Consider the following 14,765-nt stretch of genomic DNA (forward strand, 5'->3'; position numbering starts at 1 on the left):
ATTCGCCCCAGTGCGCGCCGAACCCCTCCTGCTTTTCGGCATCCTGACCTTGCTCCTTGTTATGGTCGCGGCCGGTTTCGTTGGCCCGCTGAGCGCTGTGGCTCCTGATCTGGAGCTGAACAATGGCGCCCTTCTTCCCACCGCTGAGCCCACCCCCTCCAGCACGGAGTCTGCACAGGACGAGTCGCGGGAGCTTCCTGATGCAACGGGTTCCTCGCTGCCTGTTGTGATCTTCACGATCGTTCTGCTCGTCTGCACCTTCTACCTCGTTTCCTTCCTGGTATCCCTTCGCCGCGAGAGGTTGCCGTACGCGGACCAGGTTGACTACGCGCATGATTCCAGCGCTGCCGGGAGTCTGGAGGCTGACCGGGGCGTCGTCGTCGACGGTCTCGCGCGCGCCGAAGCAGAACTGTATGGGCCAGCCGATTCGAGGAACGCGGTCGTTGCCTGCTGGCTCGCGCTTGAGCGCGCAACTTCGGCTGCCGGCCTGCCGCGAATACGCCAGGAAACGACGTCGGAATATGCCGGACGGGTACTCACGGCTTTCAGCGCACCGGCGGCCCACGTCGCTGTTCTGCGTCGCCTCTATGACCGGGCCCGGTTCGGCGTCGACGCCGGCGCCCGGATGACTGAAGAAGACCTTGACAGCGCACGGACGAGCCTCGCTGCCATCAGTGCGGCCGTCAGTAATCACGATTCGGCAGCTCGCCGGCCCGACCGGGCAACGCTCCGTCCTTCGGTACGGAGGGATTACCCGTGACCGCGGGACAGTGGAGGGTAACCGCCCTGCTTGTGGTGCTCGCCCTCGCGTCCTCGATCTTCCTCACCCTCGATCCTGCGCACGCCGCGGTCCTGGTGACAGCGGCATTCACGGCCGGTGCGGTGAACGGCATCCTTGACAACCTTGACGCCGATCGCATGCCTGCCTTGAGCACGCCGCCGCGGTCGAAAGGTTTGGCCGAGGTGCAGGCACTCGAATTTTCGCTGTCCGGCTCCCGATCCGGGCTGGGCGCGCGCGCGGTCAACCAGTTGGCCGACGTGGCAGCTCGAGTGCTTGAATCGCGGCGGATGGACCCTTCCACCATTGGAGGACCGCTTGGTACCCTCCTCGCTGCCCGGCGGGGAACGGACCCGTCAGCCGTGATTGACACAGGGGTGTTCGACGCTGCAATGGACCAGCTGGAGCAGCTGGTCCTGGCGGGTCCGGGCCAGCTGCCCGATTCCCGCCAGGTCCCCCAACCACCGAAGGATTACCTATGACGCGAGGCCTCCCGCCTGAAGAAGCCGCAGCTCGATGCGGGAACGTCCTGAGCGAGATCGGAACCGTGGTGGTCGGAATGGACACCACGCTCAAACTCGCACTTGGAGCGGTTCTCGCAGGCGGCCACGTCTTGTTCGAGGACCTGCCCGGACTCGGCAAGACGCTCGCCGCAGAAACCATGGCGCAGGCTTTGGGACTGGAATTCCGACGACTGCAGTGCACGCCGGACCTGCTGCCCTCCGACGTCACGGGTTCCTCCATCTTCGACCCGGCCGAACGCCGGTTCGACTTCGTGCCCGGTCCCGTCTTCACCAATCTGCTGCTGGCGGACGAGATCAACCGCACCTCACCCAAGACGCAATCAGCACTCCTGGAAGCCATGGCCGAAGCCCAGGTGTCGGTCGAGGGCCGCACCCTTGTCCTCGATCAGCCATTCCACGTATTCGCCACTGCTAATCCGATTGAGTTCGAGGGCACTTATCCCTTACCCGAGGCGCAGCTGGACCGGTTCCTCATCCGTGTCGACGTCGGCTATCCGCAGCCGTCGGCCGAGCAGGACATCATTCGCCGCCGCCTCGCCCGGGGCACGGAGGCCACCACAGTACGCACCGTGCTGGATCCCGGCGAACTCCTGGAGCTTCAACGGGCGGTCAACCGCGTTGACGTCGATTCCGACGTCATCGACTATGCAGTACGGGTCACCGCCGCGACCCGCTCGCACGATGCCGTCGATGTGGGAGCCTCCCCTCGCGGTTCACAGGCGCTGGTCCTGCTGGGGCGTGCGCTGGCGCTCATGGACGGCCGGGCGTTTGTCCTTCCCGAGGACATCAAGCTGGGAACCAAACCCGTACTTGCACACCGGTTGACCCTGACGCCCGGTTCATGGGCACGCGGCATACGGGCAGTGGACGTCGTTGCAGAAGTTGTGGACCGGGTGGCTACTCCCACCACCGCGTCGGCCCATGAGCGGTAAGGGCGGCTTCCGCCCCGGAGGTCAGTGGAGTCTCGCCTCGATCACCATGATGGTGTGCGTCGTCGTCGGGCTGTTCATGGGCCGGCCAGACGTCGTCGTGCTTGGTCTTCCCCTCGCTTTTGCCGCCGCCTCAGGGTGGAGCGCACTCCGGCCGCCGCCGGCCGGGCAGGCACGATCCTCCGCCGGTATGGAGGCAACGACGTTCGGGGTCGAGCCGGACCCTGGAGAGTCCGACGAGGGACGCCGCACCTTCCGCGTGGCCTCCGGCGGTCCAAGCGGCATCGCGCTGATTCAGGCCGCTGCCGCGGGAGGTCCAGCTGTCTCCGCCCTTGTGCTTCTCGGCGGGCCATTCGCTGTTTCGGTTCCCGTTCCGCGGTCAGGCCGAGCGAGGGTGCTCACGGTCGGGGCGGCCGCGCTGACCCTTGACGGCGTCATGCGTCAGGAGGCCCGGGAGCTTGAGCCCGTGCGGCTGACTGTTCTGCCGCGGGTTCGCGAAGCCAGGCTGCTTCCGCTGCCTCACCGTCTGCAGGGCCGCACCGGCGAGCATACCTCTCGAAGCATCGGAGACGGCGGGGAGCTTCGGAGCATTGATGAGTTCCGTCCCGGGGACCAGCTGCGACGCATCGACTGGCGGGCAACGGCCCGCCAGTCAGGGAATGAAGACCGCCTCTTCGTCCGCCGCTCCTACGCCCGCTCCGAAGCGGGCGTCCACCTCGTTCTGGATACGGCACACGACTATCCCGCCCGGCTCCGCGCCTGGTTCCCGCTGCGCACTGAACCTGTGAACGCGCTCAGCTCGCTCCACCTCGCGCGGGAAGCAGCAACACTGCTCGCCGCGTCCTATCTTGCTGCGGGTGACCGGGTAGGGCTGAACGATCTCTCCGCCAGGCATTGGCCCGTGCGGGCCACGGGCGGGCACCGGCAGCTTGAACTGATCCGCACCCAGCTCGCCCTGATGACGGCGTCCGGACGGCCCGAGCAGTCCTCACGCGATCCCGGCGCGCCGGCAGGTTCCCTCATCTACGTGATGAGCACGTTTACTGACGAGGAACCGGCGAGACTCATGGGGTTGTGGCAGGCGGCAGGTCACCGGGTCATCGGTGTGGACATTCTTCCAGCGCTGGAAGGCAGCGCCGTTTCCCCTTCCGGCCGCCGGGCCTCGCGCCTCGTGCTGCTAAGACGCCGCGAAGTGATGAATGCTCTGGCGGTGTCCGGGATGGCGGTTCTTGGCTACCGCGGCGGAGGATCGATCGCCGCGGGCGGCGCGTTGGACTCGATTCCCGGACAACTTCCCCTCGAAACGGGGTTGGCGTCGCTGCGTCGGCCGACCGGGAGCTACCGGTCCGCGGTAGGCGGACCGGTATGAGTGGCAGGTTGAGTACACGCCCGCCGGAGGCCGACCGATCGCTGAATATCGGCCCCTCATTTTCGGCGGGTTGGCTGCGGATCTTCGCCTTCGCACTGTCTGCCGTGCTCGGTCTGTCGCTATGGCAGAACACTGCCCTGGTACTTCTGCCGCTGGCTTTCTTCGCGGCTTCGGTGCTGGTTCCATTCGTCCTGCTACCTCTTGGATCACTCCTGTTGATCGTGGGCAGCTATGCGGCGATCGTTCCGAGTGGATCCTGGGCGGTCTTCCCTTATGCCGCCGGAATCCATCTGCTTTTCGTGTGTTACGCCCTGCTGCTCGGCATCCCGCGACGGACCGACCTGAGCACAGCGGCGGTGCTGAAGTTCCTTGTTCGCGCCGGGAAGATTCAGATGCTTGTGCAGCCGGCGGCGGCCGTCGCCCTGCTCGTGCAGGACGCCGGAACTCAACCGGCGCTCGTCACTATCGCCTGCGTTGTCCTGGCAGCGTGGACGTTCTGGCTGGTCAGGACGTTGCGGCGAAGCTAGCATTCCTGCCAAGTCCATGCGCCCAAAGGTCCCGCAGCAGCGCGATCTCCGCAAGATGATGGATCATCTCACGGTTGATGTGCTGTATCAGCGCAGCCATGGGAGCCTCTGCAAACGGACCTTCGGCAGGTCCCACCGGCCGCTCCAGGGCATCGGGTGACAGTGCGGACACAGCACTGTGCCAGTGCGCGTACATGCCGTCCAATTGTTCGAGAGCCGCGACAGCTGTACCCGGGTACTCATACGTTTCGTAGCTGACCGGCACACCGCCGAAGTGCGACTCCAGCCGCCCTCCCAGCACGCCGACCAGGATGTGGCCAAGCCGCCAGGCAATGGTGGTGACTGGAGCCGGCGCCGGTTCGGGAAGGGCAAAGTCGATCGTATAGTCTCCGCTGCCGACCTGCAGCGGTGCTGTGCCCGTGCCGCGCGGCCTCACGCTCCAGCTACCGGGTACGGGCTCCCAGAAGTACTCGTCATCACCCAGCCCTTCCAATCGTGGCCGCGCGTGATTCTTCCAGTGCCATTGAAGCTGGTCGGTCAGCTCCCTGCGAATGTCCATTGATATTTCCTTCCGTGCGTGGGGACCATTCCAGTGTAGAAAGCATTGCGGACAGCAACTGTCCGCATGGATCGGTACCGTGGTGTCATGTTGGAAACCTCGGCGCGGCTGCTGCAGCTTCTTTCCCTGCTTCAACTCCGGCGCGAGTGGACTGGGCCTGCCCTCGCGGAGCGGATGTCCGTCACCGAGCGCACCGTCCGCAGGGACATCGGCAAGCTGCGCACTCTCGGTTACCCTATTCACGCTTCCCCGGGCATCGCCGGCGGATACCAGTTGGGCGCGGGTGCCCAACTGCCTCCGCTGCTCCTCGATGATGACGAAGCCCTCGCCGTTGCCATCGGCTTGAGTGCCGTCACAGCGAGTCCTGTCTCGGGCCTCGGTGAAGCGTCGGTGAGAGCCCTCACCAAGTTGGAACAGGTCCTTCCCGGCAGGCTACGGCCGAAGTTCGCCGGACTGCGCACCGCCGTCACCCGGATGGCTGCGGTCAGCACACCGGTCAATCCGGAAGTGCTCACTGCTTTCTCAGCCGCCATTACGGAGCGTCGGGTGGTGGTCTTCCGGTATGAACGCCATGACGGTGAATCTTCCCGCCGGGTCGTTGAGCCGGTTCGTCTGGTGGACACCGGCCGCCGGTGGTATCTCGTGGCGTGGGACACCGGCCGGCAGGACTGGCGGACGTTCCGCGTGGACCGGTGCCGGAGCGTGCCCTCGCCGCGGGATAGATTTCCCGGACGTCCCCTTCCTGCCAGCGATCTTGCCGGCTACGTGCAAAAATCCATCACACGGTCGCCGTACAGCCATGACGTGGTGGTTCGGATTCACGCCTCTGTTGCAGATGTCAGCCAGTTGGTCCCGCCCAATATCGCTGAACTCGAGGACGACGCCGGACGCACCATTATGCGGTTCGGCGCAGATTCGCTCGAATGGCCTCTGATGCATGTCGCGGCTCTGGGCTTCGATTTTGACATCCTCGAACCTCTCGCACTCCAGGAACACGCCATCACCGTTGCCGCGCGGCTGATCCACGCGGCCGGACCCGCCGCCCACGCCACGGCGCCCGGTGACGGTCATGGCCCAGTTTCACGTTCGTCATAGGCTGGATCCGGCACACAAGGACAGGAGACCACCATGGTTGAAGCAAAGCACGCGGAGACGACGGTCGATGAGGTAATGGCCGAGCTTGCCGCGCTCGAGGACCCGAAGATGCGCGCGGTGAACCTCAGGCACGGCGATGACCACGGAGTGAACCTCAGCAAGCTGCGTGCGCTCGCCAAGCGCCTGAAGACGCAGGAGGTGCTGGCCTCTCAGCTCTGGGAGACAGACGACACCGCAGCGAGGCTCCTCGCGATTCTGATCTGCCGCCCCAAAACACTCCGACCGGATGAGCTGGATACGATGCTGCGCACGGCACGCGCACCCAAAGTCGAGGACTGGCTCATCAGCTACGTGGTGAAGAAGAATCCGCACGCGGAGGATCTGCGCCTCACCTGGTTTGCTGATCCGGATCCGGTGGTCGCCGGCGCAGGCTGGGCGCTGACCGCGGACCGGGTGGCGAAGAACCCCGATGGGCTTGACCTGCCGGTTCTTCTGGATGTCATCGAGACGGAGATGAAGAACGCACCGGACCGCCTGCAGTGGGCCATGAATACCTGCCTGGCCCAGATCGGGATCGCACACCCCGAACACCGCACCAGGGCGCTGGAGATCGGCGAGCGGCTGGAGGTGCTGAAGGACTACCCGACCTCCCCCGGCTGCACCTCGCCGTTCGCACCCGCATGGATCAACGAAATGGTGCGTCGACAGGAGGCCGGATAGGGGAGCCGGATGGCTCCGAGTAAACTTTGAAGCAATCATGTCGCTGACAATCACTTACCCTGCCCAGCTCCCGGTCTCGGAACGGCGGGCAGACATCATGGCTGCCATCGCGGCGAACCAGGTCACCATCATCGCCGGCGAAACGGGCTCGGGAAAAACCACGCAGATTCCCAAGATGTGCCTGGAACTCGGCCTTGGCCGGTCCGGAATGATCGGCCACACCCAGCCGCGCCGCCTTGCGGCCCGTACCGTTGCCGAACGCATCGCCGAGGAACTGGGCGTCAGGCTCGGGGAGGAAGTCGGCTACCAGGTCCGGTTCACCGGAGAGGTGGGTCGGAGCACGCGCATCAAGCTGATGACGGACGGTATCCTGCTCGCCGAGATCCAGCATGACAAGCTACTGAAGAAGTACAGCACCATCATCATCGACGAGGCCCATGAGCGCAGCCTCAATATCGACTTCATCCTGGGTTACCTCAAGCGCATTCTGCCCAAGCGTCCCGACCTGAAGCTCATCATCACTTCGGCCACCATCGATCCGCAGCGCTTCGCAAACCACTTCGCGGCGGATGAGGCTGCGCCGGATAAACAGCCAGCGCCTATCATCGAGGTGTCCGGGCGGACCTACCCGGTAGAGATTCGTTACCGCCCGCTCAGCCAACCCGCCGGTGACACAGGGTCTGACGCTGAGCTCGGCGCACAGGACGAGCTTGAGGAAGACCGCGACCCACTGGACGCTGTGTGCGACGCCGTTGACGAGCTTGCCCGCGAAGCGCCCGGCGACATCCTGGTCTTCTTTTCCGGCGAGCGCGAGATCCGGGATGCAGCCGATGCACTCCGCGCGCGTGTGCAGGTGAACCCGCGGCTTCGTGGCACGGAGATCCTGCCCCTCTTTGCCCGCCTCTCCCTGCAGGAGCAGCACCAGGTCTTCAAGCCGGGCGGGACGGGACGGCGCATTGTCCTCGCTACCAATGTCGCCGAAACGTCACTGACCGTTCCCGGGATCAAGTACGTCATTGATACCGGAACCGCCCGCATTTCCCGGTATTCGCACCGTACCAAGGTGCAGCGGCTGCCTATTGAGCGAGTGTCTCAGGCCTCTGCGAACCAGCGGTCCGGCCGCTGTGGCCGCGTATCCGACGGCATAGCGATCCGCCTCTACTCCGAGGAGGACTTCGAATCCAGACGCCCCTTCACGGATCCGGAAATTCTCCGTACCAATCTCGCTGCGGTCATCCTTCAAATGACGGCCATGGGAGTGACCCGCGGACCGAAGGACGTCGCAGCCTTCCCCTTTGTGGAACCACCGGACTCAAAAGCAATCAACGACGGCGTCACGCTCCTTCGCGAGCTCGGCGCGCTTAGCGCGGACGGCAGCATCTCGCCGGTGGGTCGGCAACTGGCCCAACTGCCCGTTGATCCGCGGCTCGGGCGCATGATCGTTGAGGCCGGGCGCCGCGGCTGCACCAAAGAGGTCATGGTCCTGGCTGCGGCACTCACCATCCAGGACCCGAGGGAGCGTCCGCAGCCGGACCAGGCTGCGAAGCTCCAGAGTGCAACCGAAAAACACCGCCGGTTTGCGGATGAGAAGTCAGACTTCACGGGATACCTCAACCTGTGGCGGTACCTGCAGGAGCAGCAGAAGGAACTGTCCTCCACCCAGTTCAGAAAACTGTGCCGCAACGAATTCATCAATTACCTGCGCGTACGCGAGTGGCAGGATCTCTTCGCTCAGCTGCGGCAGCTCGCGAAGCCGCTGGGGATCACACTGGCTCCCAGCGCAGTGGATCCGGTGGGCCGCCATGATGCGATCCACATCAGCATGCTGTCCGGCCTGCTCAGCCACATTGGCCTCTATGATCAGCGCAAGCGCGAATACTCAGGCGCGCGCGGCACCCGCTTTGCCATTTTCCCGGGCAGCGCGCTGTTCAAGAAGAGCCCTGATTGGGTGATGGCCGCGGAGCTGGTGGAAACTTCCCGGCTATGGGCCCGTGTGGTGGCAGCGTTTGATCCTCTCTGGGCCGAGGAGGTGGCGCCGGATCTGGTGAAGCGCAGCTATAGCGAGCCCCATTGGTCCCGCAAAATGGGCTCAGTCATGGCCTATGAGAAGGTCACCCTCTACGGCGTACCGATTGTGCCCCAGCGGCGCATCAACTATGGCCGCATCGACAGGGAGCTGGCCCGTGAGCTCTTCATTCGCCATGCCCTGGTGGAGGGCGACTGGCGCACCCATCACAAGTTCTTCCACCGCAACAAGGCGCGCATCGCCGAGATCGAAGAGATGGAAAACCGGATGCGCCGCCGCGACCTCATGGTGGACGACGAAACACTGTTTGCCTTCTACGATGCCCGCGTGGGGCAGGATGTGGTGTCCGAGCGCCACTTCGACAAGTGGTGGAAGCAGACACGCCAGGACCATCCGGATCTGATGGACTTCAAGCCCGAGGAACTGCTCAGCCGCGATGCCGACCTTGACGAGACGGCATTTCCGAAGACATGGCACCAGCAGGGCTTTGACCTGCCGCTCCGTTACGAGTTCTCCCCCAACATCCCGGGTGCCTCGGACGGCGTCACGGTGCAGGTGCCCATCCTGTTCCTGAACCAACTGGAGCCTGCCCCTTTCCAGTGGCAGATTCCCGGGTTGCGCGTCGAACTGGTTGCCGCGCTCATCAAATCGCTGCCGAAGCAGGTGCGCAAGAATTTCATTCCCGCACCCGACGTCGCACGGAGCGCCGTCGATGCCCTGCACGCCGATTTCGATCCGGGCAGGGACGCACTTGAGCCCTCGCTGGAACTGGCCCTGCGCAGGTTGAAGGGACACATCATTCCCCCGGGGTCCTGGAACCGTAATGCCCTGCCGCCGCACCTCTTGATGAGCTTCGAGGTGGTGGACGGGAACGGACGCATTCTGGACGAAGACAAGGATCTGCAGGCGCTCCAGGAGCGGCTTGCCGCGCAGACCCGGCGGGCAATCGCCGAATCACTCGGGGCCACCCCTGGATCTGTTCAGCGGATTTCGAAGGCAGCAAGCCGAGAGCAGGAGGCAGCGCCGTCGTCGTCACCGTCAGCGTCGCCAGCGGCCACACCAGGCATCAAGGAGGTCAGCGGCGCAACCGCGTGGACTTTCGGAACCATCCCGCGGGACGTTTCCAGGCTTGTCGGCGGTCACCGGGTGACCGGGTATCCCGCGCTCGTAGCTGAGGATAACGCCGTCGGACTCAGGGTTTTCCCCGACGCCGCCGGGCAGGCAGCTGCCATGCGGGCGGGCGTTATCCGCCTGCTTGCGCTGCGGGTTCCTAGCCCAGCGCGCTACGTCCTTGAGCACCTGAGCAACGCCGAGAAGCTCACGTTCAGCCAGAATCCACACGGCAGTGTCGCGGCGCTGATTGAGGACTGCGCCATCGCGGCCATCGACAAGCTCACGCCCGAGGAGCTGCCGTGGACCGTCAGCGAGTTCGATGCGCTGTACGAGAACGTCCGCGCCGAACTCATCGATACCGTGTTCATCGTTACGGCAACGGTTGAGAAGATCCTCGCAAGTACACGCAGGATCGAAAAGCGACTGAAAGGCACCACGAGTCTGGCGCTCATCACCGCACTCAACGATGTGAAGAGCCAGCTTGAGCAGCTCGTCTTTCCCGGCTTTGTCGCAACGACCGGATACGCGCAATTGACCCATCTGCCGCGGTATCTTGCCGGCATCGAAAGGCGGCTCGAGAAACTGGAGACCAATGTCCAGCGCGACGGCGTGAATACCGCAGCAGTGCAGCGCCTGGAAGACGAGTACGACGACGCCGTGGCCGCAGTGGCTCCAAACGGACGGCCCGTGCCGCCGGCGTTACGACGGGTTCGCTGGATGCTCGAGGAACTCCGGATCAGCCTGTTCGCCCAGGAGTTGGGAACCGCCTACTCGGTCTCCGAAAAGCGTATCCGGACAGCTTTGGGCGAAGCACTCGCCGCCTGAGAACCGGGAAATTTTGCGCAGCTCCGGCGGGTTCGGCACCCCTCGAACCCGCTGAAGGTGCCCAAAAGTTCGGTTGGTTGAGGGTTCAGTCAGGGACGTTGTCGCCGAACCCTGCGCTTCGCAGGCCCGCGCGGAGCCGTTCCGCATTTTCGTCGAGCTTCGCCGGATCGGGATTATGGTCCACGTTGTGTACGTCAAAGTCAGCCGGGCTCTGCGTCGGCCAGATGTGCACATGCACGTGCGGAATTTCGTAGCCCTCCATGAGCACTCCGATGCGCCGGGCGTGAAAGGCTGACTCCTGAACTTTGGCAATTTTCTGCGCCACATCCATGACCTTGCCGAGCAGGTCCGGGTCCAGGTCCACCCAGTGCGCAACCTCGTGGCGTGGCACCACCATGAGGTGCCCGTCAGTGATGGGCTCTATGGTCAGGAACGCCACCACGTCCTCGTCCTTCCAGACGAACCTGCCCGGGATTTCCCCGGCGATGATCCTGGTGAACAGCGTGCTCATAAGTCCTCCTTCAGGGATCCGGCATCAAGCACGAAGCGGTACTTTACGTCGCCTGCAACCATGCGGTCATACGCGGAGTTGAGCTGGTCAGCAGAAACAAGTTCTATATCCGATGCCACCTGGTGCTCGGCACAAAAATCAAGCATCTCCTGGGTTTCTGCGATACCGCCGATGAGTGAGCCCGCGTACTTGCGTCTCTTCCGGACCAGCAGTCCCGGGTCAACAGCGGGCATCGGGTCCGCCGGCAGCCCGAGCTGGAATAGTGCACCGTCCAGGCGAAGCGCGCGGATCAGGGGGTTCAGCTCATGCGGCGCCGCCACCGTATCGATGACGACGTCGAGCGTGTTGGATACGGCTGCCATGGCGTCCGCATCCCTGGACAACACCACGTGATCCGCTCCCAGTTCGCGTGCGGCGTCCATCTTGCCGGACGAGGTGGTGAAGACCGTCACCTCCGCCCCCATCGCCTTGGCGATCTTCACCGCCAGATGTCCGAGGCCACCGAGCCCGACGACGCCGACAGCGTCACCTTTTTCCACGCCGAAGTGATTCAGCGGCGAGAAGGTGGTGATACCGGCGCACAGCAGCGGCGCAGCGGCGGCAGGGTCCATGGACTCCGGTATCCGGAGAACGTAGCCCTCATTCACGACAATCGAGGTCGAGTAGCCGCCCTGGGTGACTTCACCGTCGCGCCTTCGGTCCGGAGTCCCGTAGGTAGCGGTCATTCCGTTGACGCAGTACTGCTCCAACCCGTCCATACAGCTCTCGCATTCGCGGCATGAGTCCACCATGCAGCCGACTCCCACCCTGGCGCCGACCGCAAAGGACGTCACGGATGCCCCGACCCGGGTGACCCGGCCTACAATCTCGTGGCCGGGCACCAGGGGGTAGCGGGCAGTGCCCCATTCGCTGCGGGCTGCATGGACATCCGAGTGGCATAGTCCGCAGTATTCGATGGCGATTTCGACGTCGTCGTCCTCAGGTTCCCTGCGTTCGACGGTTGTGCGTCCCAGTCCGCTGGAGGCCGAGGTGGCAGCGTAGGCGTGTGCGATGCTCATAACGGCTACTCTCTCACGGGCGAACGCCTGCAACCGAGCCCGTCCGGTGCAGGATCAGGGACCGGTGGCCACCGGCAGATCCGCACGCTGGGACCACTGAGACCATGAGCCGGGGTAAAGCGCCGCCTGATAGCCGGCAACCTCAAGCGCGGCGATCTCGTGCGCAGCAGTGATACCGGAGCCGCAATAGACGCCAACCTCTGCTGTCTCGGTAATGCCGAGCGCAGCGAAACGCCGGCGCAGTTCCGGCGGCGGCAGGAATGTGTTTTCCGCCGTGAGGTTCTCGGACGTGGGAGCGCTGGAGGCACCGGGAATGTGCCCGGCCTTCGCATCGACCGGCTCGGTCTCGCCGCGAAAGCGTTCAGACGCCCGGGCATCAAGCAGCACGCCGTTCCCAGCCAGAGCGAGAACGCCGTCGGCCGTCGTCAGGACCGGCATGTGTCCGGAACTCAGGGTGACTTCGCCCAGGCAGTGCTGCTCCTCGCCCCGCTCCGTCTCATACCCGGCCGCCTGCCACGCATTCAGTCCGCCATCGAGTAGATAGACGCTGGTGAGGCCCCCATCGCGAAGCAGCCACCAGAGGCGCGCTGCCGAAAGGTTCCCCTTGTCGTCATAGGCAACAACCACATCGCCGTCGTTGATGCCCCACTGACGGGCCGCCTCCTCGAGCGCGGCCGGTTCGGGCAGCGGGTGCCGTCCCTCCGCTGCTGATGGACGGGAGCACAGCTGCGTTTCAAGGTCAACGTAGACGGCGCCGGGAATGTGAGCTGATCGGTACTGCTCGTGACCGTGGGGGTTGCCCAGCGTCCAGCGAACATCCAGCAGGACGGTCTGCTGACCGGAGGTCATCCGGTTCCGCAGCGCCTGCACGTCCATCAGAGTCTCCATGAAGATCTCCTTATGAATGTGTGACCGGTGGCACGCCGGTCACAGGTGTGAGCCAAGTTCACCACAGCTCCGCGGTCCCCTCCAAGCCGGCGGCGCACACCTGGTGACCAAGCGGGCAGGGCTCTGGTCCTGAAGGGCGTCACGGGGTACAAAAGGGTAATGACAGCTTCACTGGTGCTCGGTCCCATGCTCCGGTATGTCGATGAAACCTCGGCGACGCTATGGATGGAAACCAGTGCAGCCTGCACGGTCGAGTTGCGCGCGGATGGAAAGACGTGGACCGCTGCCACGTTCGGCGTCCATGGTCATCACTATGCGCTGGTCGAGGCGGAGCATCTTCCGCCGGGCACCACCGTGGAGTACACCGTAGACATAGCCGGCGAGCGCGCATGGCCGGAACCTGCCTCTGAATTCCCTGCACCGTCCATCCGTACGCTTCATCCTCAGGGGCGGCTGCGCCTCGCCTTCGGCTCATGCCGGACCAGCGTCCCGCATGACGCGCTCGGCAACGCCGGCCACGGCGTCGACGCGCTGCGCGCCTTCGCCCTGCATCAGGCCCTCCACAACGACGACGGTGCCCGCCCCGATCTGATCGCCTTCCTCGGCGATCAGGTCTATGCGGATTCAACGAGTAAGGAGATGCAGGACTTCATCCGTTCACGGCGCTCCCTTGATGATCCGCCGGGTGAGGAGCTGAAGGACTACGAAGAGTATGCCCACCTGTACAAACTCGCCTGGTCCGACGACGCCAACCGCTGGCTGCTCTCCACCGTTCCCAGCGCGATGATGTTCGACGACCATGACATCCGCGACGACTGGAATGCCTCCCTCACGTGGCGGGAGAAAATGCACGGCACCTCCTGGTGGCAGGGCCGCATCGTTGCCGGACTAGCCTCCTACTGGGTATATCAGCACCTCGGGAACCTTTCTCCGGTTGGACGCGCCGACGACATTCTCTGGCAGAGAATCCGCGCCCATCAGGGCCCTGACGAACTCGATCTCACCGCGGACCTCGAAGCTTTTGCCGAACGGGCAGACGCCGAGCCGTCCAGCTACCGCTGGAGCTATTGCCGGGACATCGGGGACGTGCGGATCATCACTGTCGATTCACGTGCGGCACGCGTGCTCGATCCTGGGCAGCGCTCCCTTCTGGATGATGCCGAACTCGCCTGGCTGGACGAACACTTCCAGGGCGGAGTGCGGCACTTGATCGTTGCAACCTCGCTTCCGTTCCTCCTCCCGCGCGGGCTGCACCATATCGAGTCATGGGACGAAGCCCTGGCAGAGGGTGCCTGGGGGAAGCGGGGGTCGCGCATCGGCGAGGCGCTGCGGCAGGCACTGGACCTTGAGCACTGGGGCGCGTTCCAGCGCAGCTTCAAGGTGGTCGCGGACCTCGCGACCGAGGTGGCTGACGGCAAGCGCGGGTTGGCACCCGAGACCGTGACCTTCCTTTCCGGTGACGTGCACTTTTCCTACATAGCAGAGGTTGAACGGTCCTCGGGCAGCCGGATCATCCAGGCCGTGTGTTCCCCGATCCGCAACCCGCTCCCCCGCGCTCTGCGCTTTGCCACAGTGGTGATGTCCTACGGCGTCGCAGGCCCGGTGGGAGCACTGGCTGCCCGTTCCGTGAAGGTGCCGAAGCCGCCCTTCTCCTGGAAGAGCATCAGGGGTCCCTGGTTCGACAACAACCTGGCGGTTCTTGAAGATACCGACGACGGGTTGAGCCTGCGCTGGGCAACCGGCGCCACTGACGGCGATCCGCGCGCTCCGCAGCTGAAGGAAGTTGCAACCTACACCGTTTCACCGCGCAGCCCGGAATCCCGGAAGTCGCCGGATGGATGAT

Annotated in this window: 13 protein-coding genes; 9 read left to right on the plus strand and 4 right to left on the minus strand. The window is 64.5% G+C overall.

Annotation, left to right across the window (positions count from 1 at the left end):
* Positions 1 to 10 precede the first annotated feature (10 nt).
* The 5 genes from AC1MBU_RS12210 to AC1MBU_RS12230 are packed head-to-tail and all read left to right on the plus strand — an operon-like array spanning position 11 to position 4,127.
* Positions 11 to 760, plus strand: a complete 750-nt coding sequence (locus tag AC1MBU_RS12210) for a DUF4129 domain-containing protein (protein WP_479787287.1) — start codon at positions 11 to 13, stop codon at positions 758 to 760.
* Complete coding sequence (locus tag AC1MBU_RS12215) at positions 757 to 1,260, plus strand: hypothetical protein (protein ID WP_479787288.1); 504 nt, start codon at positions 757 to 759, stop codon at positions 1,258 to 1,260. The genes AC1MBU_RS12210 and AC1MBU_RS12215 overlap by 4 nt, the downstream gene beginning before the upstream one ends.
* On the plus strand, positions 1,257 to 2,234 hold the full coding sequence (locus AC1MBU_RS12220; RefSeq protein WP_479787289.1) for an AAA family ATPase: 978 nt from the start codon (positions 1,257 to 1,259) through the stop codon (positions 2,232 to 2,234). Before AC1MBU_RS12215 ends, AC1MBU_RS12220 begins: the two co-directional genes overlap by 4 nt.
* Positions 2,224 to 3,600 (plus strand): DUF58 domain-containing protein, encoded by a 1,377-nt coding sequence (locus AC1MBU_RS12225; protein ID WP_479787290.1) that lies wholly within the window; start codon positions 2,224 to 2,226, stop codon positions 3,598 to 3,600. The genes AC1MBU_RS12220 and AC1MBU_RS12225 overlap by 11 nt, the downstream gene beginning before the upstream one ends.
* Before the next feature lie 8 nt (positions 3,601 to 3,608).
* The gene (locus AC1MBU_RS12230) at positions 3,609 to 4,127 is read left to right on the plus strand and encodes a hypothetical protein (RefSeq protein WP_479787291.1); all 519 of its coding nucleotides are present in this window, start codon (positions 3,609 to 3,611) and stop codon (positions 4,125 to 4,127) included.
* On the opposite strand, the gene AC1MBU_RS12235 is transcribed toward AC1MBU_RS12230, so the two are convergent.
* A complete protein-coding gene (locus tag AC1MBU_RS12235) occupies positions 4,105 to 4,686 on the minus strand; it encodes a DinB family protein (RefSeq protein WP_479787292.1) in 582 nt (193 codons plus the stop codon). The two genes, AC1MBU_RS12230 and AC1MBU_RS12235, sit on opposite strands and share 23 nt — an antisense overlap.
* An 87-nt stretch (positions 4,687 to 4,773) precedes the next feature.
* Here AC1MBU_RS12235 and AC1MBU_RS12240 point away from each other — a divergent pair, with 87 nt between their 5' ends.
* The 3 genes from AC1MBU_RS12240 to hrpA are packed head-to-tail and all read left to right on the plus strand — an operon-like array spanning position 4,774 to position 10,465.
* On the plus strand, positions 4,774 to 5,781 hold the full coding sequence (locus AC1MBU_RS12240) for a helix-turn-helix transcriptional regulator (RefSeq protein ID WP_277357870.1): 1,008 nt from the start codon (positions 4,774 to 4,776) through the stop codon (positions 5,779 to 5,781).
* A 33-nt stretch (positions 5,782 to 5,814) separates the two neighbouring features.
* Positions 5,815 to 6,501, plus strand: a complete 687-nt coding sequence (locus AC1MBU_RS12245) for a DNA alkylation repair protein (protein ID WP_277357871.1) — start codon at positions 5,815 to 5,817, stop codon at positions 6,499 to 6,501.
* Between the two features lie 37 nt (positions 6,502 to 6,538).
* Positions 6,539 to 10,465: an ATP-dependent RNA helicase HrpA gene (gene hrpA / locus AC1MBU_RS12250; RefSeq protein WP_479787293.1), complete on the plus strand. Its 3,927-nt coding sequence runs from the start codon at positions 6,539 to 6,541 to the stop codon at positions 10,463 to 10,465.
* A gap of 85 nt (positions 10,466 to 10,550) precedes the next feature.
* On the opposite strand, the gene AC1MBU_RS12255 is transcribed toward hrpA, so the two are convergent.
* From AC1MBU_RS12255 to AC1MBU_RS12265, 3 genes are read right to left on the minus strand one after another with little or no spacing between them, the layout of a single operon-like run.
* Positions 10,551 to 10,976, minus strand: a complete 426-nt coding sequence (locus tag AC1MBU_RS12255; protein WP_056548050.1) for an HIT family protein — start codon at positions 10,974 to 10,976, stop codon at positions 10,551 to 10,553.
* Positions 10,973 to 12,034 (minus strand): NAD(P)-dependent alcohol dehydrogenase, encoded by a 1,062-nt coding sequence (locus AC1MBU_RS12260; RefSeq protein WP_479787294.1) that lies wholly within the window; start codon positions 12,032 to 12,034, stop codon positions 10,973 to 10,975. The genes AC1MBU_RS12255 and AC1MBU_RS12260 overlap by 4 nt, the downstream gene beginning before the upstream one ends.
* Before the next feature lie 54 nt (positions 12,035 to 12,088).
* Positions 12,089 to 12,922 carry a sulfurtransferase gene (locus AC1MBU_RS12265; RefSeq protein WP_479787296.1) on the minus strand — a complete coding sequence of 278 codons (834 nt, stop codon included), beginning with the start codon at positions 12,920 to 12,922 and terminating at the stop codon, positions 12,089 to 12,091.
* Positions 12,923 to 13,081: 159 nt separating this feature from the next.
* On the opposite strand from AC1MBU_RS12265, the gene AC1MBU_RS12270 reads away from it, so the two are divergent.
* Positions 13,082 to 14,764, plus strand: a complete 1,683-nt coding sequence (locus tag AC1MBU_RS12270; RefSeq protein WP_471671859.1) for an alkaline phosphatase D family protein — start codon at positions 13,082 to 13,084, stop codon at positions 14,762 to 14,764.
* Position 14,765 lies beyond the last annotated feature (1 nt).

The sequence above is a fragment of the Arthrobacter sp. PTI12 genome, from assembly GCF_056679915.1.